Source organism: Amycolatopsis sp. NPDC059235 (assembly GCF_042754125.1).
GTDB lineage: Bacteria > Actinomycetota > Actinomycetes > Mycobacteriales > Pseudonocardiaceae > Amycolatopsis > Amycolatopsis albidoflava.
Map to the genome: position 1 here is coordinate 1 of NZ_JBHZAG010000079.1, position 22,583 is coordinate 22,583.

At 69.0% G+C, this 22,583-nt stretch carries 17 protein-coding genes; 12 read left to right on the forward strand and 5 right to left on the reverse strand.

From position 1 onward, the window contains the following. Positions 1-560: 560 nt before the first annotated feature. Entirely contained in the window at positions 561-2,540 is a 1,980-nt protein-coding gene (locus ACFXI3_RS36255) for a protease pro-enzyme activation domain-containing protein (protein ID WP_378405778.1), read from the forward strand. Between the two features lie 106 nt (positions 2,541-2,646). Here ACFXI3_RS36255 and ACFXI3_RS36260 read toward each other — a convergent pair whose 3' ends face one another. Beyond that, a complete protein-coding gene (locus tag ACFXI3_RS36260; protein WP_378405780.1) occupies positions 2,647-3,858 on the reverse strand; it encodes an MFS transporter in 1,212 nt (403 codons plus the stop codon). 101 nt (positions 3,859-3,959) lie between these two features. Between ACFXI3_RS36260 and ACFXI3_RS36265 the strand changes: the two genes are divergently transcribed. The 7 genes from ACFXI3_RS36265 to ACFXI3_RS36295 all read left to right on the forward strand — a co-directional run bounded on the left by ACFXI3_RS36265 (position 3,960) and on the right by ACFXI3_RS36295 (position 10,957). Continuing rightward, on the forward strand, positions 3,960-5,333 hold the full coding sequence (locus ACFXI3_RS36265) for a purine-cytosine permease family protein (RefSeq protein ID WP_378405782.1): 1,374 nt from the start codon (positions 3,960-3,962) through the stop codon (positions 5,331-5,333). 44 nt (positions 5,334-5,377) lie between these two features. Beyond that, positions 5,378-6,052, forward strand: coding sequence for an SDR family NAD(P)-dependent oxidoreductase (locus ACFXI3_RS36270; RefSeq protein ID WP_378405784.1), 675 nt, complete (start codon positions 5,378-5,380; stop codon positions 6,050-6,052). Next, positions 6,049-7,074 (forward strand): S-adenosylmethionine:tRNA ribosyltransferase-isomerase, encoded by a 1,026-nt coding sequence (locus ACFXI3_RS36275; RefSeq protein WP_378405786.1) that lies wholly within the window; start codon positions 6,049-6,051, stop codon positions 7,072-7,074. Before ACFXI3_RS36270 ends, ACFXI3_RS36275 begins: the two co-directional genes overlap by 4 nt. 114 nt (positions 7,075-7,188) lie before the next feature. Then, positions 7,189-8,244, forward strand: a complete 1,056-nt coding sequence (locus ACFXI3_RS36280) for an ABC transporter substrate-binding protein (protein ID WP_378405788.1) — start codon at positions 7,189-7,191, stop codon at positions 8,242-8,244. Between the two features lie 25 nt (positions 8,245-8,269). Next, on the forward strand, positions 8,270-9,046 hold the full coding sequence (locus tag ACFXI3_RS36285) for an ABC transporter ATP-binding protein (RefSeq protein ID WP_344269589.1): 777 nt from the start codon (positions 8,270-8,272) through the stop codon (positions 9,044-9,046). Beyond that, positions 9,033-9,917 (forward strand): ABC transporter permease, encoded by an 885-nt coding sequence (locus ACFXI3_RS36290; RefSeq protein WP_378405790.1) that lies wholly within the window; start codon positions 9,033-9,035, stop codon positions 9,915-9,917. The genes ACFXI3_RS36285 and ACFXI3_RS36290 overlap by 14 nt, the downstream gene beginning before the upstream one ends. Before the next feature lie 47 nt (positions 9,918-9,964). Continuing rightward, the gene (locus tag ACFXI3_RS36295) at positions 9,965-10,957 is read left to right on the forward strand and encodes a YdcF family protein (RefSeq protein WP_344269595.1); all 993 of its coding nucleotides are present in this window, start codon (positions 9,965-9,967) and stop codon (positions 10,955-10,957) included. Positions 10,958-10,969: 12 nt separating this feature from the next. Here ACFXI3_RS36295 and ACFXI3_RS36300 read toward each other — a convergent pair whose 3' ends face one another. After that, positions 10,970-11,380 (reverse strand): hypothetical protein, encoded by a 411-nt coding sequence (locus ACFXI3_RS36300; protein ID WP_378405792.1) that lies wholly within the window; start codon positions 11,378-11,380, stop codon positions 10,970-10,972. A 79-nt stretch (positions 11,381-11,459) separates the two neighbouring features. Here ACFXI3_RS36300 and ACFXI3_RS36305 point away from each other — a divergent pair, with 79 nt between their 5' ends. Further along, the gene (locus ACFXI3_RS36305; protein ID WP_378405794.1) at positions 11,460-11,891 is read left to right on the forward strand and encodes a MarR family winged helix-turn-helix transcriptional regulator; all 432 of its coding nucleotides are present in this window, start codon (positions 11,460-11,462) and stop codon (positions 11,889-11,891) included. Between the two features lie 202 nt (positions 11,892-12,093). Here ACFXI3_RS36305 and ACFXI3_RS36310 read toward each other — a convergent pair whose 3' ends face one another. Continuing rightward, entirely contained in the window at positions 12,094-13,653 is a 1,560-nt protein-coding gene (locus tag ACFXI3_RS36310) for a DEAD/DEAH box helicase (protein ID WP_378405796.1), read from the reverse strand. A 277-nt stretch (positions 13,654-13,930) separates the two neighbouring features. On the opposite strand from ACFXI3_RS36310, the gene ACFXI3_RS36315 reads away from it, so the two are divergent. Both ACFXI3_RS36315 and ACFXI3_RS36320 read left to right on the forward strand, forming a co-directional pair. Beyond that, positions 13,931-15,259 carry a serine hydrolase domain-containing protein gene (locus tag ACFXI3_RS36315; RefSeq protein WP_378405798.1) on the forward strand — a complete coding sequence of 443 codons (1,329 nt, stop codon included), beginning with the start codon at positions 13,931-13,933 and terminating at the stop codon, positions 15,257-15,259. A gap of 12 nt (positions 15,260-15,271) precedes the next feature. Next, positions 15,272-16,999, forward strand: a complete 1,728-nt coding sequence (locus ACFXI3_RS36320) for an acyl-CoA dehydrogenase (protein WP_378405800.1) — start codon at positions 15,272-15,274, stop codon at positions 16,997-16,999. Between the two features lie 55 nt (positions 17,000-17,054). Here ACFXI3_RS36320 and ACFXI3_RS36325 read toward each other — a convergent pair whose 3' ends face one another. Then, a complete protein-coding gene (locus tag ACFXI3_RS36325; RefSeq protein WP_378405802.1) occupies positions 17,055-19,472 on the reverse strand; it encodes a Tex family protein in 2,418 nt (805 codons plus the stop codon). Positions 19,473-19,597: 125 nt separating this feature from the next. Here ACFXI3_RS36325 and ACFXI3_RS36330 point away from each other — a divergent pair, with 125 nt between their 5' ends. After that, positions 19,598-21,100 carry a chitinase gene (locus tag ACFXI3_RS36330; RefSeq protein WP_378405804.1) on the forward strand — a complete coding sequence of 501 codons (1,503 nt, stop codon included), beginning with the start codon at positions 19,598-19,600 and terminating at the stop codon, positions 21,098-21,100. On the opposite strand, the gene ACFXI3_RS36335 is transcribed toward ACFXI3_RS36330, so the two are convergent. Beyond that, on the reverse strand, positions 21,072-22,547 hold the full coding sequence (locus ACFXI3_RS36335; protein ID WP_378405806.1) for a flavin-containing monooxygenase: 1,476 nt from the start codon (positions 22,545-22,547) through the stop codon (positions 21,072-21,074). The genes ACFXI3_RS36330 and ACFXI3_RS36335 overlap by 29 nt on opposite strands. Positions 22,548-22,583: the final 36 nt, after the last annotated feature.

Here is a 22,583-nt window from a genome sequence, read left to right on the forward strand (position 1 = left end):
GGGGGGGCGCCCCCCCCGGGCCTACCCCCGCCTCCCCCCCCCCCCCCCAACCGCAGGGAGGCTTCGTATCGGGGTGCGGGGGAGGGGCTGGGTGCCTCGATCGTTGGGTGCATCGGTGTCTGTTGGGTGGGCTGTGAGGGGCTCCTTGAGGGAATGTCGGTTCGCGAAGGGGGTTGCGCGGCTCTGAGGTTCGTGAGGGGAACCCTGAGGGACTCAGAGTTCGTCAGGGTTCCCCTCACGTACTTGGGGGCGGGTGGGCAGATGGGTGAGTTTTTGGTGTTGTTGATCAGGATTGTGCGACCTTCGTAGGTGGCGGTTGGGGCTGTCTGGTGCTGTGAGGGGAGGGTGGTGAAACGGGCGTTTTTCTGATTTCGGCACATTCCGCTGTGGACAGTGCGGATGAAACGGACTTTGGTCGCACTTGTCCCTTGTGTCGCGATGAGGGGAGCAGATAACGGTTCCGCACCGGGGAGCTTGACGCTTCCCCGGCGGGCGGGGGCAGTCCTAGTCTCGTTCCGGCGGCAGGCGGGGTCGAGGCCGCGCAACACGAGGGAGTTGCTGTGCGTAGAAGCGTCACCATGTTTCTTTCGCTGGCGGTGGTGGGCGGCCTGGCCGCTTCGCCTGCCGTGGCGTCGGCTCAGGGGCGGGCGGACATTCCGCAATCGCATCCGGCTTGGGCCAATCCGCAGTCCAAGGTGGCCGACACGGCTGGGTCGTCCACAATGGACTTTCGGGTTTACCTGAATCTCAAGGACCAGGGGGCGGCCGAGGCTGCCGCGCAGTCGGTGTCCGATCCGAACAGTCGCGGGTACCGGCATTATCTTTCGCCGGACCAGGTGCGCGACCAGTTCGCGGCTTCCGACCAGACTGTGTCCGCGGTGAAGAATTGGCTGTCCGCAAGCGGATTCGCCACCGGCGAGGTGCCGTCCAACCGGGCGTACGTCGAGGCGACCGGTACCGCTGACCAGGTGCAGCGCGCGTTCGCGGTGAACCTGGGCAAGTACCAGGTCAAGGGGCAGACGTTGCGGGCGGCGGACAAGGACCTGTCCGTTCCGGCGTCGCTGGCCAAGGACGTGCTCGGCGTAGTCGGTGTCGACCAGGCGACGAATCTGTTCAAGCCGGACCACACCGACGGTGCGGACACGCCGGCGACGAAGCAGTCTCGCGTGCAGGGCAGCCCGTCGACCGCGCCGCCCAGCAAGGGGTTCCGCAACTCGGGGCCGTGCAGCGCCTACTACGGCGAGAAGACCGACACGACTGACCCGGCGTACAACGGGAAGCAGCTTCCCTACGCGCCGTGCGGTTACACGCCCGCGCAGCTGCGTTCGGCGTACGGCTTGGACCAGGCCGCGAAGCTCGGTGCGGACGGTCGCGGCACCACGATCGCCATCGTGGACGCGTTCGCCTCGCCGACGATCTACGCCGACGCGGCGGAGTACGCCAAGCGCAACGACCCGGCGCACCCGCTGACCAAGCAGCAGTTCAAGCAGCACATTTTCCCGCCCAACCCGGTGCTCGAAGGACCGGACCAGTGCGACGCTTCCGGCTGGTACGGCGAGGAAACCCTGGACGTCGAGGCCGCGCACGGGCTCGCGCCGGGCGCCGACATCCTCTACGTCGGCGGGCAGGACTGTGAAGACCTGTCGCTGGACACCGCGCTGAACTACGTCGTCGCGGGGCACAAGGCCGACATCATTTCCAACTCCTACGGCGACACCGGCGAGGACATCCCGGCCGCCGAGGTCAAGGTGTTCAACCAGATCTCGCTGCAGGCGGTGCTCGAGGGCATCGGCGTGTACTTCTCCTCCGGCGACAACGGGGACGAGGTCGCGCGGCTGGGCACGCCGTCGCCGGACTTCTCCGCTTCGGCTCCGTGGGTGACCGCGGTCGGCGGGACGTCGCTGGCGGTCGGCCAGGACGGCAAGCGGATCTTCGAAACCGGTTGGGAGACCGGCAAGTCGACGCTGACCGACGGCGCCTACGCCCCGGCCTTCCCCGGCGCGTTCAACGGCGGCGCGGGCGGCGGCACGAGCCGGCTGTTCGGCCAACCCTTCTACCAGAAGGGGATCGTGCCGGACGCGCTGTCCACGAAGAACCAGACCGGCGGCGCGAAGGGCCGCGTGGTCCCGGACATCTCCGCGGTCGCCGACCCGAACACCGGGTTCCTGGTGGGCCAGACGCAGACCTTCCCGGACGGCGTCTACTACGACCAGTACCGGATCGGCGGCACGAGCCTGGCGTCGCCGGTGTTCGCGGGCGTGATGGCGGTGTCGGACAGCCTCGACCACTTCCACCACGGGTTCATCAACCCGGTGCTGTACCAGCTGACGTCGCGCACGTCGGCGATCCACGACGTGCAGCACGTCGACGGCACGGTGCAGCGCGTGGACTTCGCCAACGGGACCGACGCGAGCGGCGGGCTGAAGACCTCGGCCCGGGTGCTCGACTACCCGAACCTGACGATCCACACGACCAAGGGCTACGACGACGTGACGGGCCTCGGCTCGCCGAACGGAGTGGCATTCCTCTTGCTGGTGTGACCGAGGGGTGAAAGGAAGGGCCTGCCGGGACTCTCCGGCAGGCCCTTCCTTGCGTGACGGTCCGTGAAGGGCTCCTTGAGGGAATCTAATTCCCTCAAGGAGCCTTTCACGGCACGGGGACCGGCGGGTGCCGCAGTGCGCGGACGGCGCGGGAGCGCAACGGGGAAAGCGAGGTGGCGACCAGGACGAACCCGCCGACGAGCAGCACCGCGGGCGCGCCGAACGCGGCGCCGAGCGGTCCGGCGAGGAGCTCGCCGATCGGAATGCCCGCGTAGGAGCCGAAATCGTCGAACGCGGCCATCCGCGACAGGAGATGCCCGGGGATGTTCTCCTGGACCGTCGTATCCCAGGCCACGCCCATGACGCCGGCGGAGAATCCGGCGACGAACGTCGTCCCGGCCAGCACGGCGAAGTTCGCGTGCGTGCCGAGCGCGAACAGCGGCAGCGCGGTCAGAGCCGCACCAACCAGTCCGACCGGCAGCAGTCGTTTCGGCGCGAACCGGTACATGACCAGACCGGCCAGCAGCGCGCCCACCGCGCGCACGCTCAGCGCCGCGCCCCATCCGGCCGCGCCGATGGTGTCCTGCGCGATGCCCGGCGCGAGAACCAGCCAGCCGCCGGTGAAGACGATGTTGTAGACGGTGAACGCCGTGACCACCCGCCACAGCCACGGGATCCGCCAGAACTGCCGCCAGCCGATTCGCACACTGTGCAAGACACTGTGCTGCTCGGACTTTTCCGCCGGGGGCAGCGTGATCGCCTGGTAGAGCAAGGCGGCGAGTACGAACGACACCCCGTCGGCGGCGATCGCCCACCCGCCGCCGACCGTGCCGACCAGCACTCCGGCGACGGCCGGACCGGCCACCTTGGTGATGTTCCGTCCGGTGGCCAGCAGCGAGTTCGCCTGGCGCAGCGATTCCGGCGGGACGATCTGCGGGACGATCCCGCGCAGCACCGGCGTCGTGAACGCGGTGCAGATTCCGCCGAGGAACTCGGTCGCGACGAGGGCGCCCAGCGAGTAGTTGCCGGTGAGCAGGATGGCCGCGGCCGCCAGCTGGGCCGCACCGGCACCGAGGTTCGACAGCCGCAGCACCCGGTTGCGCGGGAACCGGTCGCCGACCGCGCCGCCCACCAGCAGGAACGCCAGCAGCGGCACGATCCCGGCGGCGAGCACGACGCCGAGGTCGGTCGGGCTGTGGCTGCTGCCGAGCACCGCGAACGACAAGGCGACCGGGGTCATGGCGCTGCCCAGCAGCGAGACCAGTCGTCCGGTGTAGAAAATGGCGAACGCGCGATGGCGCAACGGTGCTTCCCCCACCCGGCGATCCTGCCGGGAACGGGTCGGGAACGCCACAGAGTATTGGCGCGGCCGGGCGCTCCGGTTCAGACTCACGGGTCAGCCGGGAGAAAGGGCAGCGCATGAGCGGGATCGACGCCGAGGTCTTCGGCGGCCGGATGCCGTCCGGAGCAGGGGATTTCGCGATCGAGACGCACGGAATCACCCCGATCCCGGCGGAGAACCGGTTCGGCCGTCCGTGGCGGCTCGCGGGCGTGTGGTTCGCGCCGAACCTCACCATGACCGCCGTGTTCACCGGCACCCTCGGCGCGACGCTCGGGCTCGGTTTCACCACCGGGTTCGTCATCGCGCTGATCGGCACCGTGGTCGGTTCGCTGCCGGTCGCGTGGCTGTCCACCTGGGGTCCGCGCACCGGAACCGGCCAGTTGCCGCTCGCCCGGCTCCCGTTCGGCCGCGGCGTCGTGCTGCCCGGCCTGGTGCAATGGCTCGGCTCGATCGCGTGGGACGCGCTGGTCGGCCTGTTCGGCGGCGAGGCGCTGGCGCAGCTCACAGGGCTGCCGTTCTGGGCCGCGGTGCTCGTGGTGCTGGTGCTGCAGTGCACGCTCGGCGTATTCGGTTACGCGGTGATCCACCGGGTCCAGGCTGTGATGAGCGTGGTGCTGGTTGTCGCATTTGTCGCGCTCGCCGTAAAGGTGGTGCTTGACCACCCGATTACGTTTACCGATTCCGCGAGCGGCGGCGATTTCGCCGGTGCCGTCGTGCTGTTTTCCACTATTACGCTCAGTCTCGCTATTTCTTGGGCTCCTTATGCGTCGGATTTCAGCCGTTACCTGCCTGCTTCGACGCGCCCGAGCGGCGTCTTCTGGTTCACCCTTCTCGGCCTGACCGCCTCGTACGCGCTTGGCGAGGGCATCGGTCTCGCGCTCGGCACTGCGCTGGGCGACCAGACCGCTGCCGGGGTGTCGACGCTGCTCGGCGGCGGTGTGCTGGGTGCGGTGGCGTTGCTGGTGATCGCGCTGGCGGCGGTGTCGTCCAACGCGATGAACGACTACAGCGGCTCGCTCGCGCTGCAGACTGTCGGCGTGCGGGTGCGTCGGCCGGTGTCGGCGGTGGTCGTGACGGTGCTGGCGTTCGCGTTGATTCTCTGGATGCACACCGGTGACCTGGCGGCGAAATTCCAGAACGTGCTGCTGGTGGTGAGTTACTGGATTCCGCCGTTCCTCGGTGTCGTCGTCCCGGATTGGCTGCGGCGCAAACGTGGCGGGCGCGAGATCGATGTGCTCGCTGAGCTGCAGCGTCCGGTCCGCAGCTGGGCCGCACTCGTAGCGTTCGTAGTTGGCTTCGCGGCGGCGGTGCCGTTCATGAACACGACTGTCTACACCGGACCGGTCGCCGCCGCGCTGCACGGTGCGGATCTGGCCTACTACGCCGGGTTCGTGGTTTCGCTCGTGGCGTACACGCTGCTGCGCGGCCGTCGACCGGTTGACCTCCAGTAAGGTAGAGGTCGCACGCTGGCAGGTGCCTACTTCTGGAGGAACCCATGCCAGTAGCTGTAGTCACCGGAGCGTCCGCCGGTCTGGGCCGGGCGCTAGCCGCGGCTCTCGTCCGTCGCGAATGGACAGTGCTGGGCACCGGGCGCGACCAGGGGACGCTGCGCACCGCCGCAGCGGACCTCGGGTTCACCCCGGTGCCCGGCGACGTCACCGACCCCGAGCATCGCGCCCGGCTCGCCGAAGCCGCCGGACCCCGGCTCGACCTGCTTGTCAACAACGCCAGCAAACTCGGCGTCAGCCCGCTGCCGCCGCTGGCCGAGTATCCGCCGGACGAGCTGGAAACTGTCTTCCGCACCAACGTTTTCGCGCCGCTCGCGCTCGCCCGCCTGCTGTTGCCCGCGCTCACCGCGGCCAAGGGAGTGCTGGTGAACATCAGCTCCGACGCCGCCGTGGAGCCGTATGCGGGCTGGGGCGGCTACGGCTCCGCGAAAGCCGCGCTGGACCACGTGAGCGCGGTGCTGGGCGTGGAAAATCCGGACATCGCGGTGTACGCCGTCGATCCCGGGGACCTGCGCACGGCCATGCACCAGGCCGCTTTCCCCGGCGAGGACATTTCGGACCGGCCGCTGCCGGAGACCGCGGTACCGGCTTTCCTGCGGCTGCTGGAGGAACGTCCGCCGAGCGGCCGGTTCCGGGCAGCGGATCTGCAGGTGCGGTCGTGAACGCGCCGCACACCCGGTTCGACCTGGCCGAGGACCGCAGCGCGTCCGCTCCGCCGGAAGCGCGCGGACTCGCGCGGGACGAGGTGCGGCTGCTCGCGGCCAGTCCGGAGGGCGTACAGCACGCGACTTTCCGTGATCTGGCAGCGTTCCTGAATCCCGGCGACCTGTTGGTGGTCAACACGTCTGGCACGTTGCCCGCCGCTGTCGACGCGGTCCGGGACGAACGCGTCATCACTGTCCACTTCTCCACCGAACTCGACGACGGCACCTGGGTGGTCGAGCTCCGCGCACCCGGCGGTCCGCTCCTCGACGGTCGCGTGGGGGAGCGGCTCGGCCTGCCCGCCGGTGCTGTCGTCACGCTGCGCGCGCCACACGTCGCCGGTGCGCAACGGTTGTGGCGCGCGAAGATCGACGTGGAAGGCGAGGTCGCGCGGTATCTCGCGAAGGTCGGCCGGCCGATTCGCTACGGCTATGTCCCGCGCGCGTGGCCGTTGCCGAATTACCAGACCGTGTTCGCGCTCGATCCGGGTTCGGCTGAGATGCCGAGCGCGGCCCGGCCGTTCACTCCGGAGCTGGTGACTCAACTGGTCTCGAGGGGAGTGCTGTTCGCGCCGATCTTGTTACACACTGGCGTCTCGTCGCCGGAAGCCGGAGAACCGCCGTACGGTGAGCGATTTCGCGTTCCGGCGACGACTGCCGCGTTGGTCAATTGGGTGCGTGACCAGGGTGGACGCGTTATCGCCGTAGGGACAACGGCGGTCCGCGCGATCGAATCGGCCACGAATCCCGGCGGACTCGTCACCGCGGCGGCAGGCTGGACCGAACTCGTGCTCGGTCCCGATCGGCCAGCCCGCGCCGTCGACGGTTTGATCACCGGACTGCACACGCCGGAGGCGTCTCACCTGCTGCTTCTCGAGGCGGTCGTGGGTCCCGCGCTGGTGCAGCGGGCTTACGACGCGGCAGTGCGACGGGACTATCTGTGGCACGAGTTCGGTGACGTCTCGCTTCTGACAAGCAGGTGAGGCCCGGGCCTGTCAAGTAATCCCACACAATTTCCCGGGATGCGGATGCCTATGCAGTCTCGCGGGTGAACGTGTCATTCTCGCCCCGTTCCGCTGACCGCGAAAGGGCCATTTGTGCGTACATTTCCGCGAACCCGATTGCTTGCTTCCGCGCTCGCCGCGCTGACGGTGCTCGGGGCGCTCGCCGGGTGTTCCCGCGCGGACCGCACCGAGGCCGCGACCAACCAGGGCGCCGCGGGGGAGGTGCGCGTCGGCTTCTTCCCGAACGTGACGCACACGCCGGCGCTGATCGGGGTCAAGAAGAACTTCTTCGCGCAGAACCTCGGCGGCACGAAACTCACGACACAGACGTTCAACGCCGGTCCGTCCGAAGTGAACGCGCTGCTCGGCGGTTCGCTCGACGTCGCGTTCATCGGATCCGGACCGGCGATCAACGCCTTCACCAAGTCCAAGGGCGCGATCCAGCTCGTGTCCGGCGCGGTCACCGGCGGCGCGCAGCTGGTGGTGAAGCCCGGGATCACGTCGGTCGACCAGCTCAAGGGCAAGACGATCGCGACGCCGCAGCTGGCCAACACCCAGGACGTCGCGCTCAAGAAGTTCCTCGCCGAGAAGCACCTGACCGGCCAGGTCAACGTGACCAACCTGGACAACCCGAAGACGTTCGACGCCTTCAAAAAGGGCGAGGTCGACGGCGGCTGGCTGCCTGAGCCGTGGTCGTCGCGGCTGGTCGCCGACGCGGGAGCGAAGGTGCTGGTCGACGAAAAGTCGCTGTGGCCCGAAGGCCGCTTCCCGACCACTGTCGCGATCGTGCGCAGTGAGTTCCTCAAGCAGCACCCGGACACCGTGCGCGCGCTGCTGAAGGGCGAGCTGCAGGCGATCGATTGGGCGAAGAAGAACCCGGCCGAGGCGAAGACCGTCGTCAACGGGGCGCTCAAGGAGCTGTCCGGCAGCTCGCTCAGCCCGGCCGTGCTCGACCGCGCGTTCTCGAACATCGAGCTGACCACCGACCCGGTGCCCGCGCAGTTCCCGCAGCTGGCCAAGGACTCGGTGACCGCGGGCGTGGTCGACAAGGTGGTGGACCTGAAGGGGTTCGCCGACTTCGGCCCGCTCAACGACGTCCTCAAGGCACAGCAGCTGCCCGCCGTCAACGCGCCCGAACTGGCCAAGTGACGTCCCGACCGGAAGGCGATCCGCGATGACCTCCACCCTGGCCCGACCAGTGACCGCCGCCGTGCACCTCGACCGCGTGGGCAAGGTGTTCGGCTCCGGCGGCGGCGCGGTGACCGCGCTCGACGGGGTCGACCTCACCGTCGAGCCGGGCGAGTTCGTCTGCCTGCTCGGCGCTTCCGGCTGTGGCAAGAGCACGCTGCTGAACCTCGTCGCCGGCCTCGACCAGCCGTCCGCCGGCGAGATCACTCTCACCACTTCGCGGCCCGCGGTGATGTTCCAGGAGGCCGCGCTGATGCCGTGGCTGACCGCGTCCCGGAACGTGGAACTGCCGTTGCGGCTGGCCGGATTCGGCCGATCCGAGCGTCGCGAAAAGGCTGCGGAGCTGCTGGACCTGGTGCGGTTGAGCGACGCCGCGCGCAAGCGTCCGCACGAGCTGTCCGGCGGGATGCGGCAGCGGGTCGCGCTGGCCCGCGCGCTGGCCGCGACCCACCGCGTGGGCGGTGACGACGGCAATGCGTTGCTGCTCATGGACGAACCGTTCGCGGCGCTCGACGCGATCACCCGCGATGTGCTGCAGAGCGAGCTCCTGCGAGTGTGGCGCAGCACCGGTACCTCGGTGCTGTTCGTGACGCACGACGTCCGCGAGGCTGTCCGGCTTGGACAGCGAGTGGTGCTGCTGTCGTCGCGTCCGGGCCGTGTGGTCCGCGAGTGGCACGACGTCCCGTCCGCGGACGCTGAACTGCTGGCCGACGAGATCACGGCCGATCTGCGAAAGGTGATCAGCACCCATGCCCCGTCCTGACCAGGCGGCCCCCGACCTAGACGAAGCCGTCGGCGCTGGCCTGGACCGGCTCGACACTCCCGCCGGCGCGCGGCCGGCGTCGCTGCGCCGCCGGTTCGTCCGCGGATTCCTGCCGCCGCTCGGCGCGCTCGTGCTGCTGGTGGTGATCTGGCAGATCCTGTGGGCCGCCGCGTTCTGGCCGGAGACGACGCTGCCCGCGCCGCTGGACGTCTGGGCCGAGTTCGTGAGCACGATCAACGACGGTTCGGTGTTCGGCTTCATCTGGACTTCCGTGCACCGCGCCGCTTTGGGCTTCGCCGCCGGCGTCGTGATCGGGACGCCGCTGGGCATCCTGGTGGCGAAGGTCCGCGTGGTGCGCGCCGCGATCGGGCCGCTGCTGAGCGGGTTGCAGAGCCTGCCGTCGGTGGCCTGGGTGCCCGCCGCGGTGATCTGGTTCGGCATCAACGACGCGGCGATCTACTTCGTCGTGCTGCTCGGCTCGGTCCCGTCGATCGCGAACGGCCTCGTGTCCGGCATCGACCAGATCCCGCCGATCCTGCCGCGCGTCGGCAAGGTGATGGGCGCCGGCCGCTTCGCCGCGGCCCGGCACATCCTGCTGCCCGCCGCGCTGCCCGGGTTTCTCGCCGGGCTCAAGCAGGGCTGGGCGTTCTCGTGGCGTTCGCTGATGGCGGCGGAACTGATCGCGCGCTCGCCGAGCCTCGGGGTCGGGCTGGGGACGTATTTGAACGACGGGTCCTCGTACAACTCGATGCCCAAGGTGATCGCGGCGATTTTCCTGATTTTGTTCGTCGGGGTGGCGATCGAGCTGATCGTGTTCCGCCCGCTGGAGCGGTCGGTGCTGCGGGCACGGGGCCTGACGACGTCACTCTGAGTACCTGCCCGCGCGACGCTCGGGCTTGCCAGACAGAATGCACGACCATGACGTCCGGGCTTTTCGCGATCGCTTCCGTGCTGGTGTTCGTCGTGCGGTTCGCGCGCGAGCCGAGGCGGGTCGGCAACGCGGTGTGGTTCCTGGTCGCGCTGTTTTTCACCGGGTTGTGGCTGCTGTCGTTCTTCAACCACGTCGAATGGGCGCAGATCGCGATCATCGCGGTGGTGGTGATCATCGGCGGGCTCGGCGCGCTGGCCCTGCCGTGGGCGCTGATCGCGAACGGCGTCGTGATGCTGCGACGCGAAGGACGGCGGCTCGCTAACCTCCTCTCGCTGCTCGCCGGGCTCGGTCTGCTCGCGGTGTTCGCGCTCGCGGTGAGTTCGCTGGTCTTCGACGATCAGCCGTTGCTGCGCGTGGCCGCGATGGCGGTGCTGTTCGTGACCGGTTATCTGGCGTTCCTGTTCACGGCGCTGTTGCTGTACTCGATTCTCTACAGCCGGGTCACCCGACGCGCTCGCGCCGGCGCAGTGGTTGTTCTCGGTTCGGGGCTGCAGGGCGACCGGGTGCCGCCGCTGCTGGCCAGCAGGCTCGACCGCGCGGTGCAGGTGCAGCAGCGATCGCCGGGTGCGTTGCTGGTCGTGTCCGGCGGTCAGGGCGCGGACGAACTGACGTCCGAAGCGGATGCGATGGCACGGTATCTCATCGATGCTGGGGTTCCGGCGGAGCAGATCGTCCTTGAGGACCGGGCGACGACCACTAACGAGAACCTGCGGTTCAGCGTCGCTTTGCTTGAGCAGCGCGGGTTTTCCGGCCCGATTCTGGCCGTGACGAACAACTACCACGTGTTCCGCACAGCGGTGCTGGCGCGGCAATTGGGGTTGCGGCTCAACGTGATCGGGGCGAAGACGGCGTCGTACTTCGTGCCCAGCGCGTTCTTGCGGGAATTCGTGGCGTTGCTGCTGGAGTACCGGAAGACGAACGCGGCGGCGTTGTTGTTTTTGGGCGTGGGACCGTTTTTGCTGTTCTTGTCCGCGCAGTGAGCCGGTTTGGCGTTAGGCGGCCGACCCGCTGAGGCCCGCCAGCACAGTCCGGTACTCCGATTGGACGGCATTGAGGACACGCCCCGCGGCGGCGACGTCATCGGGGTCGAGGTTCTCCCAGATCGATCCCGTCAGGCTGGTGATGACCTGCGTGATCCGTGCGATCAAGGACTGGCCCTCGCCGGTGAGCTGATCGCCGGCGACGAGCCCGCGGGCCGCGAGCCGCGCCACGAGGTCGTCCGCGTCTTCGAAGTGCGCCTGAGCACGCACAAATGCCGCCAACGGCACGGCGCTGGTGTCGGCAGCGAGCCGAAGGGCGACCCATTCACTGGTCGACAGGTCGTGCTCGCGCAGGATCCTGGTCAAAGCGGCGTCGAGCGTCTTCTCGGTCTGGCCGATCAGCCGCGGTCCGAGGGGGAGCATGGGCGATACCTCCATGTCGTTGGTGTCACCAACAATATCAGGTTGTTGGTGGCACCAACAAGTCCGGTAGGCTGCCAGCGTGCTGAAGCGACTTCACGGCCGGGCGACCTGGTTGGTCAACCTGGCGCAGAGCCGGAGCCATGCCTTGCTGTCCGAGGCCTTCGCGGAGGCGGGCTCGCGGCCTTACCACTATCGGATCCTGGCCGCGTTGGAGCAGGCAGGCCCGCTCAGCCAGGCAGAGGCGGGCCGGCTTTCGGGCATTGACCGCAGCGACGTCACCGTTGCGCTCGAAGCGCTCGACCAGGCTGGATTCACCGAGCGCCAGCCTCATCCCTCGGACGGGCGCAAGAAGCTCGTTCGGCTGACGGCCTCCGGCCGGCGAGAACTTGCCAGGCTCGACACCGTTCTCGAGGACGTCCAGACCCGCTTTCTCGCACCCCTCAACGCTTCTGAACGCCAGCAATTCTTCACCCTTGTCCGCAAGATTGCCGACGAGGGCGCTCCGGAGTAGCAACAGCGGGGTGGCGTTCGCGGGAGCGACTTTCCGGCTGGCCGTGGCCGGCTGGCTCGCCGGGGGCGACTAGCAGAAAGACGCGTTCCAATGGAAATGCGTCGGTGCCTGGTTCACCGACGAGGAAGCGGACTGACTTCCCCGCACAGAAAAGCGGGCCGGAGATCGAACAAACCGATCCCCGACCCGCCCAGAGCGAAACTCAGGACTCTGACTGACGCCGTCCGCTCGAGCCGTTTCGGCGGTTTCGGGGCGGCTGGCCCGATCCGCGACGGTCGGTGCCGGCAGCGCGACGGCCAGCGCCTTCCGAGCCTCGGCGGCCGGTGCCCGTGCCGCGGCGTTGGTCTTCCCGGCGAGCTTGACCTGGCTGCCGGTCTGAACCAGCCGAAGACCCGGCCCGAGCGGCGCGCGGCTCCGTGCCCTGACGAGGTCCGCCGCGGCCGCCGCCGGAGCGGCGGGGTTGCGAACCGGTCCGAGCACCGAGGCCGCCTCGGTTTTCCGAAGGGGCGCCTCGGCGGCGGCCGGTACCCGGTGCGGCGCCGGAAGCGGTCACCGTCTTGGGGCGGTTGTCCACCACCGGGCGGCGCGGCGAAGCGGTGAACGAGCGGTCCCCGGGGGCCAGTTCGGCCAGCAGCGGGTGCGAAGGCGAGATCCGCGTGGTGGTCGGCGAGATGCCCGCCTTCCGGGTGAGCGCGCGGACGTCCGAGACCTGCTCGTCGGTCATCAGCGTGACGACGGTGCCGGACGCGCCCGCGCGGGCGGTGCGGCCGGAGCGGTGCAGGTAGGCCTTGTGCTCGACCGGCGGGTCGGCGTGGATGACCAGCGTGACGTCGTCCACGTGGATGCCCCGGGCGGCGATGTCCGTGGCCACCAGGGTTTTCGCGGTGCCGGAAGAGAAGGCTTCCAGGTTGCGCGTGCGCGCGTTCTGGCCGAGGTTGCCGTGCAGTTCGACGGCCGGGACGCCGCTCGCGACCAGTTTGCGGGTGAGGGCCTTCGCGCGGTGCTTCGTGCGGGTGAAGACCAGGGTGCGGCCCGGAGCCGCGGTGAGGTCGACCAGTACCGGCAGGCGGTGGGTTTCCTCGAGGTGCAGCACGTGGTGCGTCATGGTCGAGACCGGGGACTGCGCCGAGTCGACGCTGTGCAGCATCGGGTCGTTCATGAAGCGCTTCGCGAGCACGTCGATGCCGTTGTCGAGCGTCGCCGAGAACAGCAGGCGCTGGCCGCGCTCGGGGGTCGCCGCCATGATGCGGCGGACCTCGGGCAGGAAGCCGAGGTCGGCCATGTGGTCGGCCTCGTCGAGGACGGTGATCTCGATCTTGTCCAGCTTCGCTTCGCCGGAGCGCATGTGGTCGGCGAGCCGGCCGGGGCAGGCGACGACGATGTCGACGCCGTCGCGCAGGCGGGTGATCTGCGGGTTCGCGCTCACGCCGCCGAAAATCGTGGTGGCCTTGAGGCCGAGCGGGCGCGCCAGCGGCACGATCGCGGCCTCGATCTGGGTGGCCAGTTCGCGCGTCGGGGCGAGGATCAGCGCCCGCGGACGGCCGGGACGCCGCCGCGTCGGGCCCGCGGCCAGGCGGGCCAGCACGGGCAGCACGAAGCCGTAGGTCTTGCCGGAGCCGGTGCGGCCGCGGCCGAGGACGTCGCGGCCCGCGAGCGTGTGCGGGAGCGTGGCGGCCTGGATCGGGAAGGGCTCGGTGACGCCCTGCGCGGCGAGCGCGTCGACCAGAGTCTTGGGCAGGCCGAGTTCAGTGAAAGTCGTCATGGTTGGTGCGGACGCGAAAGCGTCCCGTATCTCCGTACGTAGCGCGGTTGTCCTGCCCGGCGCGGCCTCGGGTGGCTGCGGCGCGTGGTCGTCGACAACAGTGAAACGCGGTCCGAGGCAGAACTGAGCGGACCGCACCGTCCACTATACCGTCCCAAGATCCAGCGGGCTACGTGATATCGCCCGCAGGCCGCCACGCGCGAACCGACGAAGCGGGCGCGCGATGTTCGTTCGTTTCCACCATCGACGGCGCGCCGGCGGGTGCGAGGCTGGCCGCATGAGCGCAGACGAACTCCGGGGACTGCTGGGCGAATGGGCGCGGGAAGCGGGGGTTCCCGGCGTCTCCGCCGGGATTTTCCACGAGGGCAAGGAAACCTTGCTCACCGCAGGAGTGTCCAGTGTGGACACCGGAACCCCGGTGGACGACGACACCCTGTTCATGATCGGCTCCACCAGCAAGACGTTCGCCGCGGCCGCGGTGCTCGTGCTGGTCGAGGACGGCGTACTCGAATTGGACCAGCCGGTGGTCGAGTACCTCCCGGAGCTGCGGCTGGCCGATCCGCTTGCGACCAAGACCGTGACGCTGCGCCACCTCCTCACGCACTCGTCCGGCTTCCTCGGCGACATCGAGGTCGACACGGGCTGGGGCGACGACGCGCTCGCCCGCGCGGTGCGGCAGTTCGACGAGTTGCCGCAGGTGTTCCCGGTCGGCGAGGTGTTCTCCTACTGCAACGCCGGGTTCCTGCTGGCCGGCCGCGTCGCGGAGGCGGTGTCCGGCGGCAGCTACGAGGACCTGGTCCGCACCCGGCTCCTGGAGCCGCTCGGCATGACGGACTCGTACTTCCAGCCCTGGGACGTGCTCACCCGGCGGCACGCGGTCGGGCACGCGCTGCGCGAGGACGGTCCGGCGGTCGCGCACACCGTCGGCCTCGTCCGGGCGGACGCTCCGGCGGGCGGCCTCTGGTCGACTGCCCGTGACCAGCTGAAATGGGCTCGCTTCCAGCTGACCGGCGCGGAGATATTGAGCGACGAGACTCGCCGCCTGATGCACAACGCGCAGCGCAAGGGTGCGTTGCCGTTCGAGGAGGTCGGGCTGTCCTGGCTGCGGCTGAGCCACGGCGACGCGCAGCTGGTGCGGCACGGCGGGAACGTCAGCAACCTGCAGCTGTCCGAGTTCGTCATGGCACCGAGCGAGAACCTCGCGGTCACCGTGCTCACCAACAGTGCGGGCGGCGGCGCGCTCGGTCCGCGGATCGTCGACTGGTGCCTGGAGAACCTCGCTGACCTGCCGAAACTGGACGGTCGCCCGTCCAGGGCGATCGACCCGGGCGACTGCCCTGGACGGTATCGGACCGGCTCGCTGATCTTCGAGGTCACCGAGCGCGACGGTGCGCTCTGGGCGCAGATGATCCTCGACACCGATCAGCCGGACATCCTCTCGGCCCCGCCGTTCGAGGTCGTCTTCGTCGCCGACGACGTGCTCGCCCGCGCCTCGGACACCCGCAGGCCGAGCGCGCGTTTCCGCCGCGATGACCACGGCCGGGTGGACGCGGTGGAATTCGGCGGCCGCACCGCGCTAAAGTTACCGGGCAGTAATATCGGCTGACCTGGAGATGCGATGAGCGAAACGGCGACAGCGCTGCTGAACCCGCGCGACTACGACGCCCGGAAGTTCGACCCGGAGACCCAGCGGCTGCTGCGGGCGACGATCGACTGGTTCGAAGCGCGCGGCAAGCGCCGTCTCGCGCAGGCGTATCACGACCGCGAGTTCTACGCCGACTTCCTGGAGTTCGCGGGCAAGGAAGGCCTGTTCGCCACGTTCCTCACCCCGGCCGCGGATTCCTCCGGGGACTCCGAGAAGCGCTGGGACACCAGCCGGATCGCCGCGCTGGCGGAAATCCTCGGCTTCTACGGCCTCAACTATTGGTACCCGTTCCAGGTCACCGTTCTCGGGCTCGGACCGGTGTGGCAGAGCGGAAACGCGGCCGCCCGCAAGCGAGCCGCGGAAGCGCTGGCCGAGGGCGGCGTCGGCGCGTTCGGACTGTCCGAAAAGGAACACGGCGCGGACATCTACTCGTCCGACCTCGTGCTCACCCCGGACGGCGAGGGCGGCTACCGCGCCAACGGGTCGAAGTACTACATCGGCAACGGAAACTGCGCGCGCACGGTTTCGGTGTTCGGCCGGATCGAAGGCGTCGAAGGACCCGAGCAGTACGTGTTCTTCTACGCCGATTCCGAGCACCCGAACTACCACGTCGTGAAGAACATCGTGCCGTCGCAGATGTACGTCGCGGAGTTCCGGCTCGAGGACTACCCGGTGCGCGCCGAGGACCTCCTGCACACCGGGGCCGAGGCCTTCAGCGCCGCGCTGAACACGGTCAACATCGGCAAGTTCAACCTGTGCTTCGGCGGCATCGGGATGGCGACGCATTCGCTGTACGAGGCGGTCACGCACGCGCAGAACCGGATCCTGTACGGCAACCCGGTCACCGATTTCCCGCACGTGCGCCGCGAATTCGTCGAGGCCTACGCGCGGCTGACCGGGATGAAGCTGTTCTCCGACCGCGCGATCGACTACTTCCGCTCGGCGAACCAGCAGGACCGCCGCTACCTGCTGTACAACCCGATCACCAAGATGAAGGTGACCACCGAGGCGCAGAAGGTGATCGGGCTCGTCGCGGATGTCGTGGCGGCCAAGGGTTTCGAGGCCGACACCTACCTCGCGATGGCCAAGAACGACATCGACGGCCTGCCCAAGCTGGAGGGCACGGTCGCGGTGAACCTCGCGCTGATCGCGAAGTTCATGCCCGCGTACCTGTTCGCGCCGCAGGAATACCCGGCGGTGCCGACCCGCGACGACGCCTCCGACGACGATTTCCTGTTCCGCCAAGGCCCCGCGCGCGGGCTGTCGAAGATCCGGTTCCACGACTGGAAACCGGCTTACGAGAACGCGAAGCACCTGCCGAACGTCGCCCGGTTCACCGAACAAGCCAATGTGCTGGTGCGGCTGCTTTCCGAGGCGACGCCGGACGAGGCGCAGCAGAAGGACCTGGACTTCGGCCTCGCGCTCACCGAGCTGTTCACGCTCGTCGTGTATGGGCAGCTGATCCTGGAGCAGGCTGAGCTGACCGGCGTGTCAGACGATGTGCTAGACCAGCTGTTCGCCGTGCTGGTGCAGGACTTCAGCGTCGCCGCGGTCGATCTGCACGGCAAGCCGAGTTCCACCGAGAAGCAGCAGGAGCTGGCGCTGGCCGGGCTGCGGAAGCCAGTGGTGGACGACGAACGGTTCGGTCGCGTGTGGGCGATGGTGCGCGAGCTTTCCGGCGCGTACGAGATGAATCCCTGAGTCGAGACAACCAAAACGGCCTCCCGAATAGCTCGGGAGGCCGTTTTTCGTTGTGCTACTTGCCGAATCCGGCGCGCCGCAGAGCGTCCGCCATCGCGCCGCCGCCCCCGGAGTCGCGGCGGTCCCGGCCGCCACCGCCGCCGCGCTGCTGCGGCTGGTTCCGGCGCTGACCGCCGCCACCCTGACCGCCCTGGCCACGGTCCCGGCCGCCGCCACCGCCGCGGTTGTTGCCCGCGCCGGGCTCGTCGTCCAGCCGCAGCGTCAGCGAGATCCGCTTGCGCGGCACGTCGACCTCGAGCACCTTCACCTTCACGATGTCGCCCGGCTTCACGACGTCGCGCGGGTCCTTCACGAAGTTCTTCGACAGCGCCGAAACGTGCGCGAGGCCGTCCTGGTGCACGCCGACGTCGATGAACGCGCCGAACGCGGCCACGTTCGTCACCACGCCCTCCAGCCGCATGCCCGGCTTGAGGTCGCCGATCTTCTCGACGCCCTCGGCGAAGGTCGCGGTCTTGAACGCCGGACGCGGGTCGCGGCCCGGCTTCTCGAGCTCGGAGAGGATGTCGGTGACCGTCGGGAGACCGAAGGTGTCGTCGACGAACTCGGCGGGCTTCAGCGCCTGCAGGGTCCGGGCGTTGCCGATCAGTTCGCGGATGCCGCTGCCGGTGCGGTCGAGGATCCGCCGCACCACCGGGTACGCCTCCGGGTGCACCGAGGACGCGTCGAGCGGGTCGTCGCCGTCGGGGATGCGGAGGAAGCCCGCGCACTGCTCGAACGCCTTCGGGCCGAGCCGCGCGACGTCCTTGAGCGCGGTCCTTGAGCGGAACGGGCCGTTGCCGTCGCGGTGCGCCACGATGTTCTCCGCGAGCGACGTCGTGATGCCCGAAACCCGGGTCAGCAGCGGGGCGGACGCGGTGTTCACGTCCACGCCGACCGCGTTCACGCAGTCCTCGACCACCGCGTCCAGCGAACGCGACAGCGACACCTCGGACAGGTCGTGCTGGTACTGGCCGACGCCGATCGACTTCGGGTCGATCTTCACCAGCTCGGCCAGCGGGTCCTGCAGCCGGCGCGCGATCGAGACCGCGCCGCGCAGCGAGACGTCCATGCCCGGCAGTTCCTGCGAAGCGAACGCCGAAGCCGAGTACACCGAAGCGCCCGCCTCGGACACGACGGCCTTGGTGAGCTTCAGCTCCGGGTGCTTCTTGATCAGCTCGATCGCCAGCTTGTCGGTCTCGCGCGAGGCGGTGCCGTTGCCGATCGAGATCAGGTCGACGTTGTGCTTCCCGGCCAGCACGGCCAGCTCCGCGATCGACTGGTCCCACTTGTTGGCGGGCTGGTGCGGGTAGATCACGTGGGTGTCGACGACCTTGCCGGTCGCGTCGACCACGGCCACCTTCACGCCGGTGCGGAAGCCCGGGTCGAGGCCCATCGTCGCGCGGGTGCCCGCCGGAGCCGCCAGCAGCAGGTCGCGCAGGTTGGCCGCGAACACGCGCACGGCGTCGTCCTCGGCCGACTGGCGCAGCCGCATCCGCAGGTCGATGCCCAGGTGCAGGAGGATCTTCGTGCGCCAGGCCCAGCGCACCGTGTCGCCGAGCCACTTGTCACCCGGGCGGTCCTGCTGGCTGATGCCGAACCGGGCGGCGATGCGCTGTTCGTACTCGGTGGGGCCGACGCGGACCGGAGCGTCCTCGGCGACCGGCTCGGAAGGCTCCATCGACAGGTCGAGGATCTCTTCCTTCTCGCCGCGGAGCATCGCGAGGATCCGGTGCGAGGGGAGCTTGGTGTAGGGCTCGGAGAAGTCGAAGTAGTCGGAGAACTTGGCCCCGTCGGTCTCCTTGCCCGCGCGGACCTTCGACGCCAGGTGGCCCTCGGTCCACATCTTCTCGCGCAGCTCGCCGATCAGGTCGGCGTCCTCGGCGAAACGTTCGACCAGGATGGCGCGCGCGCCGTCGAGGGCGGCCTGCGCGTCCGCGACGCCCTTGTCCGCGTCGACGAACACCGCGGCGGCGGCCTGCGGGTCGGTCGTCGGGTCGTTCAGCAGGCCGTCGGCCAGCGGCTCCAGACCGGCCTCGCGGGCGATCTGCGCCTTGGTCCGCCGCTTCGGCTTGTAGGGCAGGTAGATGTCCTCCAGCCGCGACTTCGTGTCCGCGGCGAGGATCTGCGCCTCGAGCGCCTCGTCCAGCTTGCCCTGGCTCCGGATGGACTCCAGCACCGCGCCGCGGCGCTCGTCCAGCTCGCGCAGGTAGCGCAGCCGCTCCTCGAGCGTGCGCAGCTGCGCGTCGTCCAGCTCTCCGGTGACTTCCTTGCGGTACCGGGCGATGAACGGCACCGTGGACCCCTCGTCGAGGAGCCCGACGGCGGCCTTGACCTGCCCCTCGCGCACCCCCAGCTCTTCGGCGATCCGCTGCTCGACCGACTGCACGCTCAAAACCAGGCTCCTGCTTCGTCTCGGGTTGCTCCGAGCCTGCATTGTGCCGCTGCCCGCCCGGCGCGGCGCGCATGGCCCGCCGAAGCACCTCCGGAAGTTCCTTGACATCCGTATTGGTCTAGTCCATTTTGAGGTGACCTGGCTCACTGTCGTGCGGAGGTCTGCCCGTGTCCCCACACCCGTCCCCCCGGCGGCTGCCTGCCCTGGTGTCCCTGCTGGCCTCGGTCGCGCTCGCGCTCGGTGTCACGCTCGCCCTCGGCACCAGCAGCGCGTCGGCCGCGAACATCCTCGCCAATCCCGGCTTCGAGACCGGCTCGCTGTCGGGCTGGACCTGCACCGGCACCTCGTCGGTCGTCACGACCCAAGCGCACGACGGCAGCCACTCGCTGAGCGCGGCGCCCTCGGGCTCCGACACCGCGCAGTGCTCCCAGCAGGTCACTGTGCAGCCCAACACCGCGTACAAGCTGTCCGCGTGGGTCCAGGGCAGCTACGTCTACCTGGGCGTCTCCGGCTCCGCGGTGCAGAACACCTGGACGCCCGGCGCGACCGGCTGGCAGCAGCTCAGCCTGAGCTTCACCACCGGCTCGTCCACGAGCCTCACGGTGTACCTGCACGGCTGGTACGGCCAGCCCGCCTACCTCGCCGACGACGTGAACCTCGACGGCCCGGGCACCCCGCCCACGACGTCCACGACCCCGACCTCGCCGACGTCCACCACGCCGACGACTCCGACGTCGCCGACTACGACCACGACGACCAGCACGCCGCCCCACAACGGCGACCTGCCGAAGCACATCCTCACCGGCTACTGGCAGAACTTCGACAACGGCGCGAAGACACTGAAGCTCGCTGACGTGCCCACGACGTACAACGTCATCGCGATCGCCTTCGCCGACGCCACCACCACGCCCGGCGCGGTGAGCTTCACGCTCGACCCGGCCCTGTCGTCGAAGCTCGGCGGCTACACCGACGCGCAGTTCCGCGACGACATCAAGACCGTGCAGGCGCGCGGCCAGAAGGTGATCATCTCGGTCGGCGGCGAGAAGGGCACGATCAGCGTCGGCGACAGCTCCTCGGCGAGCAACTTCGCCAACTCGGTGAAGCAGCTGATCTCCACGTACGGCTTCGACGGCGTCGACATCGACCTGGAGAACGGCATCAACGCCACCTACATGGGCCAGGCGCTGCGCAGCATCCACGACGGCGGCGGCTCGGTGATCACCATGGCGCCGCAGACGATCGACATGCAGTCCACCCAGGGCGGCTACTTCCAGCTGGCGCTGAACGTCAAGGACATCCTGACCGTCGTCAACATGCAGTACTACAACTCGGGCGCGATGAACGGCTGCAACGGGAACGTCTACTCCCAGGGCACGGTCGACTTCCTCACCGCGCTCTCGTGCATCCAGCTGCAGGGCGGCCTGCGGGCCGACCAGGTCGCGTTCGGGCTGCCGTCCTCGGGCTCGGCGGCGGGCGGCGGGTACCAGTCGCCGTCGAACGTGGTGTCGGCGATGAACTGCATGGCCAAGGGCACCGGCTGCGCTTCGTTCAAGCCGTCGACGACGTACCCGGAGTTCCGCGGCGCGATGACCTGGTCCATCAACTGGGACGCGTCGAACGGTTACGGCTTCGCCAACACGGTCAGCGCGGGCCTGAAGAACCTGCCCTGATCGAACGCACCAGGTAGTCGGCCGGGTCGAGTGCCCTGGTCCGGCGGTCGTATTCGGTGACCAGCCCGGGCCAGTTGGTGCTCACCCGGCCGTTCTCCTGCCGGTACCAGCTTGTGCAACCGCTCCAGACGCTGTGCGAGAGCCGCGCTTGCACCTCGCGGTCGTAGCGTTCTTCGACGTCGGCGCGCACCTCCAGCGATGCCACGTCCGGCCGGGCGAGGTGTTCGACGGCCTGGCGGAGGTAGCGCGCTTGCCGCTCGATCATGTAGATGATCGAGCCCGCGCCGAGGTTGGTGTTGGGGCCGTAGACGCAGAACAGGTTCGGGAATCCCGGCACCGTCATGCCGAGGTACGCCCGCGCGCCGCCGCGCCACGCCTCGGACAGCGACCGGCCGTCACGGCCGAGCACCTTCATCGGACCGAGGAATTCCGTCGCTTTGAATCCGGTGCCGTAGATCAGCACGTCTGCTTCGTGCTCCACGCCGTCCGCGGTGCGCACGCCGCGTGGGGTGATTTCCTTGATCGAGGACGTTTCGACAGAGACGTTCGGCTGCGCGAGCGCGGGCAGGTAGTCGTTGGTGAACAAGATCCGCTTGCAGCCCAACGGATAGTTGGGCTTCACGCTGCGGCGCAGGGCGCGGTCCTTGAGATGGCGACGGCGCAGTTGAGCCGTGCGCAGTTCGAAGATCTTGGTCAGCAACGGATATCGCGTCATGCCGTAGGTCGCGTACTCGGCCAGCAGGAAGATCCGGGCGCGGCCGAACAGCTGTGTCTTCGGCAGACGGCGGAAAAGCCGCTTCTGCCAGGCTTTGTAGCGGCCGTCGTTCTTGCCCATGATGTACGGCGGCGTGCGCTGGAAGACGGTGACGTGCGCGGCTTCCTTGCGGATCTCCGGCACGAACTGGATCGCGCTCGCGCCGGTGCCGATCACCGCGATCCGCTTGCCCGCCAACGGGATTTCGTGGTTCCACTCAGCGGAGTGGAACGCCTCGCCGGCGAAGGTCTCGCGGCCGGGGATCGACGGCCAGGCCGGCCGGGAGAGCTGGCCGACGGCGGGCACGAAGACGTCTGCCTCGAAGGTTTCGCCTTGCGCGGTCTCGACCCGCCAGCGGCCGTCCTCGTAGGTCGCGGACGTGACCTCGCGGCCGTAGCGGATGTGCGGTTCGATGCCGTACTTCGCGATCACGCGCTTGAGGTAGGCGTGGATGTCCGGCTGCATCGCGTACCGCTTCGGCCAGTCCGGATTGGGCTCGAAGGAGAACGAGTACAGCGGCGACGGAATGTCGCAGGCCGCGCCGGGGTAGGTGTTCTCGCGCCACACGCCGCCCGGTTCGGCCGCCCGCTCCAGGATCGTGACGTTCGGGAAACCGGCGCGCTTCAGCTCGATCGCGGCGCCGATTCCGCCGAATCCGGTGCCCACGATCAGCACTGACGGGGTGTCGTCCATAGCCCGAAGCTACGCAGGCGGCCGCCGGTCCGGAAG

Bases quoted from the DNA above. Each gene is read 5' to 3' on its own strand.
- ACFXI3_RS36315 (WP_378405798.1), top strand. From the start codon at position 13,931: ATGAGCGCAGACGAACTCCGGGGACTGCTGGGCGAATGGGCGCGGGAA.
- ACFXI3_RS36265 (WP_378405782.1), top strand. From the start codon at position 3,960: ATGAGCGGGATCGACGCCGAGGTCTTCGGCGGCCGGATGCCGTCCGGA.
- ACFXI3_RS36300 (WP_378405792.1), bottom strand. From the start codon at position 11,380: ATGCTCCCCCTCGGACCGCGGCTGATCGGCCAGACCGAGAAGACGCTC.
- ACFXI3_RS36285 (WP_344269589.1), top strand. From the start codon at position 8,270: ATGACCTCCACCCTGGCCCGACCAGTGACCGCCGCCGTGCACCTCGAC.
- ACFXI3_RS36290 (WP_378405790.1), top strand. From the start codon at position 9,033: ATGCCCCGTCCTGACCAGGCGGCCCCCGACCTAGACGAAGCCGTCGGC.
- ACFXI3_RS36295 (WP_344269595.1), top strand. From the start codon at position 9,965: ATGACGTCCGGGCTTTTCGCGATCGCTTCCGTGCTGGTGTTCGTCGTG.
- ACFXI3_RS36270 (WP_378405784.1), top strand. From the start codon at position 5,378: ATGCCAGTAGCTGTAGTCACCGGAGCGTCCGCCGGTCTGGGCCGGGCG.
- ACFXI3_RS36325 (WP_378405802.1), bottom strand. From the start codon at position 19,472: ATGCAGGCTCGGAGCAACCCGAGACGAAGCAGGAGCCTGGTTTTGAGC.
- ACFXI3_RS36335 (WP_378405806.1), bottom strand. From the start codon at position 22,547: ATGGACGACACCCCGTCAGTGCTGATCGTGGGCACCGGATTCGGCGGA.
- ACFXI3_RS36310 (WP_378405796.1), bottom strand. From the start codon at position 13,653: ATGACGACTTTCACTGAACTCGGCCTGCCCAAGACTCTGGTCGACGCG.
- ACFXI3_RS36320 (WP_378405800.1), top strand. From the start codon at position 15,272: ATGAGCGAAACGGCGACAGCGCTGCTGAACCCGCGCGACTACGACGCC.